The organism is Candidatus Nanopelagicales bacterium, from assembly GCA_018003655.1.
Classification (GTDB): Bacteria; Actinomycetota; Actinomycetes; order S36-B12; family UBA10799; genus JAGNDY01.
In genome coordinates this window covers 1-3,075 of record JAGNDY010000154.1, presented here as the reverse complement: position 1 = coordinate 3,075, position 3,075 = coordinate 1, and the positions used below count along the sequence as shown (strand labels likewise).

Annotated in this window: 4 protein-coding genes; all 4 read right to left on the bottom strand. The window is 62.8% G+C overall.

Annotation, left to right across the window (positions count from 1 at the left end):
* A partial coding sequence (gene rph, locus KAZ48_11620; protein ID MBP7973439.1) for a ribonuclease PH occupies positions 1-731 on the bottom strand: 731 nt, incomplete at its 3' end.
* 101 nt (positions 732-832) lie between these two features.
* Positions 833-1,579 carry an MBL fold metallo-hydrolase gene (locus tag KAZ48_11615; protein ID MBP7973438.1) on the bottom strand — a complete coding sequence of 249 codons (747 nt, stop codon included), beginning with the start codon at positions 1,577-1,579 and terminating at the stop codon, positions 833-835.
* Positions 1,576-2,388 carry a glutamate racemase gene (locus KAZ48_11610; GenBank protein ID MBP7973437.1) on the bottom strand — a complete coding sequence of 271 codons (813 nt, stop codon included), beginning with the start codon at positions 2,386-2,388 and terminating at the stop codon, positions 1,576-1,578. The genes KAZ48_11615 and KAZ48_11610 overlap by 4 nt, the downstream gene beginning before the upstream one ends.
* Positions 2,389-2,484: 96 nt before the next feature.
* Positions 2,485-3,075, bottom strand: a 591-nt coding sequence (locus KAZ48_11605) for a pyridoxal-phosphate dependent enzyme (protein ID MBP7973436.1), incomplete at its 5' end; no start/stop codon positions are given.

Genomic DNA, 3,075 nt, shown 5'->3' with positions numbered 1-3,075 from the left:
CGAAGCGACTCAGCCAAGGCCGACGCCTGCAACTGGGTCAACTCCGCACAGCCGGCAGCAGCAAGTTCCAGCAACTCATCGAGTAGGGCACGCTCGAACGGCTCGCCCTCGGCGGTGCCTTGGACCTCGACGTACTTGCCGCCGCCGGTCATCACGACGTTCATGTCCGTCTGGGCGCTCACGTCGTCGTCGTAGTGCAGATCGAGGCGAGGTTGCCCGTCGATGATCCCAACGCTGACCGCGGCAACCGAGTCGATCAATGGCTTGGACCCGGCAGCAATATGGCCGCGGTCCCGGGCCCACTCGAGCGCGTCGGCAAGCGCCACGTAGGCGCCGGTGATTGCTGCGGTACGCGTGCCGCCGTCGGCCTGCAGGACATCGCAGTCGATCTGGATGGTGTTCTCTCCCAAAGCAGTGTCGTCGAGGGCCGCGCGTAGCGAGCGCCCGATCAGGCGCGATATTTCCTGGGTGCGACCAGACTGCTTGCCCTTGACCGATTCGCGGCTACCGCGAGTGTCGGTCGAACGAGGCAGCATCGAGTACTCGGCGGTGACCCAGCCCAAGCCGGTGTCCCTGCGCCAGCGCGGAACGCCGGGAGTAAACGATGCAACGCACAACACTCGGGTGCGGCCAAATTCGACCAGGCAGCTACCTTCGCCGTGATCAAGCCAGCCACGGTGAAACCTGACTGGTCGCAGTTCGTCGGCTCCACGTCCGTCACTTCGCGCCACTTGTCGCACCTCTCGTCGGGTTGCTTCTTCGCTAGCTTGTTCTTCAGGCAGGTTGCCCCCTCGGCAGTCTTGACTGCCCAGCCGGCGAACCAGCGTCGGAATCAGATGTCGATGGTCAAACCTGGAGTGGCAACCTGAACCGCGGCACCGAACTCTTCGGTCGCCTCGGCGACCACGGCCTTGTTGTCGGTCCAGGCCACCAAGTGGGTCAGCACCAACCGCGGAATGCCGGCTTTTTTGGCAGCCACACCGGCATCGCGGCCAGTCATGTGGATGTCCGGCGGGTTGTCGTTGGTTGACAAGTAGGACGCCTCGTAGAGCGCAACATCGGCGCCGACAGAGGCGTCAATGAGCTCCGGGCACAGCGCGGTATCACCGGAGTAGATGAGGGTGCGACCACCGGCCGCCACCTTGATAGCGAACGCAGTGATGCAATGCACCACCGGAAACGCGCTAATCGTGAACGGCCCAACGGTAAACGGTTGTCCGGCGTACTCGTGGAAATCGAACTCCGCCGACATGTCCTCGCCGGGTTCCAGTCCGTAGAGGGCAGACATGCGCTCGGAGATGCCGACCGGTCCGAACACGGGCACCTGCGGCAGTGGGCCTTTGGGGTTATACCGACGAGCGACGTGCATCGAGCCGAGGTCGGAGCAATGGTCGATGTGCAGGTGCGAGATGGCGATGCCGTCGATGGCGTCCAACCCACGATAGCGCTGAAGAGGACCGATCGAGCCGCTTCCCAGATCGAGCAAGATGGCGTGGCCGTCATGTTCGAGCAGGTAACAGGAGGCCGCGGCATCGCTGTTGGGAAACGATCCAGCGCTTCCCACGACCGTCAGTCTCATCCTCTGTCTCCGTTCATGGCTTCAACTATGTCGATCTCTGGGCCAAGGAACCTGCGGCCGATTCGTGCGAATTCATCGGGGTCACCCGTCGCGATGAATCGGTGGGCTGGCGGGGGCAGATCTGGACTCCGGAACATGTTTCCCTGCGCCAAAGTCGAGTAAACGTCTTTGGCGGTCTCTTCGGCACTTGAGACCAGACTCACCTCATCGCCAACGACGTGTTGGATCAATCCCGTCAGCACTGGGTAGTGGGTGCAACCGAGCACGAGGGTGTCGACGCCTGCCGCAACGACTGGGTCGAGGTACTCGTGCGCCACGTCGATCAGCTCATCCCCACCCGTCACACCAGCCTCGACGAACTCGACAAAACGAGGGCAAGCCTGCTGCACAACGGTCAGCCGTGGATTTGCAGCGAATGCATCCGCATAGGCCCCGCTGGTGACGGTGGCTCGGGTACCGATGACCCCCACGTGGTTGCTGCGCGTGGTGCGAACTGCGCGGCGGACTGCGGGATGGATGACTTCAACCACCGGCACGTCGTACCGTTCCCGAGCGTCCCGCAAAACGGCAGCACTGGCCGAGTTGCACGCAATGACCAACATCTTGACGCCGAGCTCGACCTGATGGTCCATAACGTTCAGCGCGTGGAGGCGAACCTCCGGAATCGGCAGCGGACCGTAAGGACCGTTGAGGGTGTCGCCGACGTAGAGGATTGCCTCGTCGGGAAGTTGATCCAGGATGGCGCGCGCAACGGTGAGCCCACCGACCCCCGAGTCGAAAATCCCAATTGGCGCCTCTGACATTTTCACAGTTTACGTGCGCGATCTACTGATCAACGCGAGTGGCTCGCGAGCATGAGGTAGGTCACGTCGCCAAGATCCACATGGTTGGCCACTTCGTTCTGATCATGCCCAAAGCTGACCGTCGAGCGCATCCTCGGCTTCCTCCAACGTACCCTCGTACGCCCCCGTGGACAGGTACTTCCACCCACCGTCACAGACGATGAATGCGATGTCAGCGCGCTGGCCGGCCTTCACCGCCTTCGCCGCCATGGCGAGGGCAGCATGCAGGATCGCACCGGTGGAGATACCCGCGAAAATCCCCTCCTCGGACAACAGCTCGCGGGTCCGACGAACCGCCTCGCGGGGACCAACGGAGTAGCGAGTCGTCAACACGGAAGGGTCATAGAGCTCGGGAACGAAGCCCTCGTCAAGGTTGCGCAGGCCGTACACGAGCTCGCCGTATCGAGGTTCGGCCGCGACGATCTGGATGTCCGGCACCCGCTCGCGCAGGAACCGACCCGCACCCATTAATGTCCCCGTGGTGCCGAGCCCGGCCACAAAGTGAGTGACCGTCGGCAGATCCGAGAGAATCTCTGGACCAGTTCCTTGGTAGTGCGCCATGGCGTTGTCCGGGTTCCCGTACTGGTAGAGCATCACCCAGTCCGGATGCTCGGCCGAGAGGGTTTTAGCGACACGTACTGCCTCGTTCGATCC

What these genes read in the sequence shown, in the direction of transcription:
- KAZ48_11615 (MBP7973438.1), bottom strand. Translation starts at nt 1,579, where the DNA reads ATGAGACTGACGGTCGTGGGAAGCGCTGGATCGTTTCCCAACAGCGAT.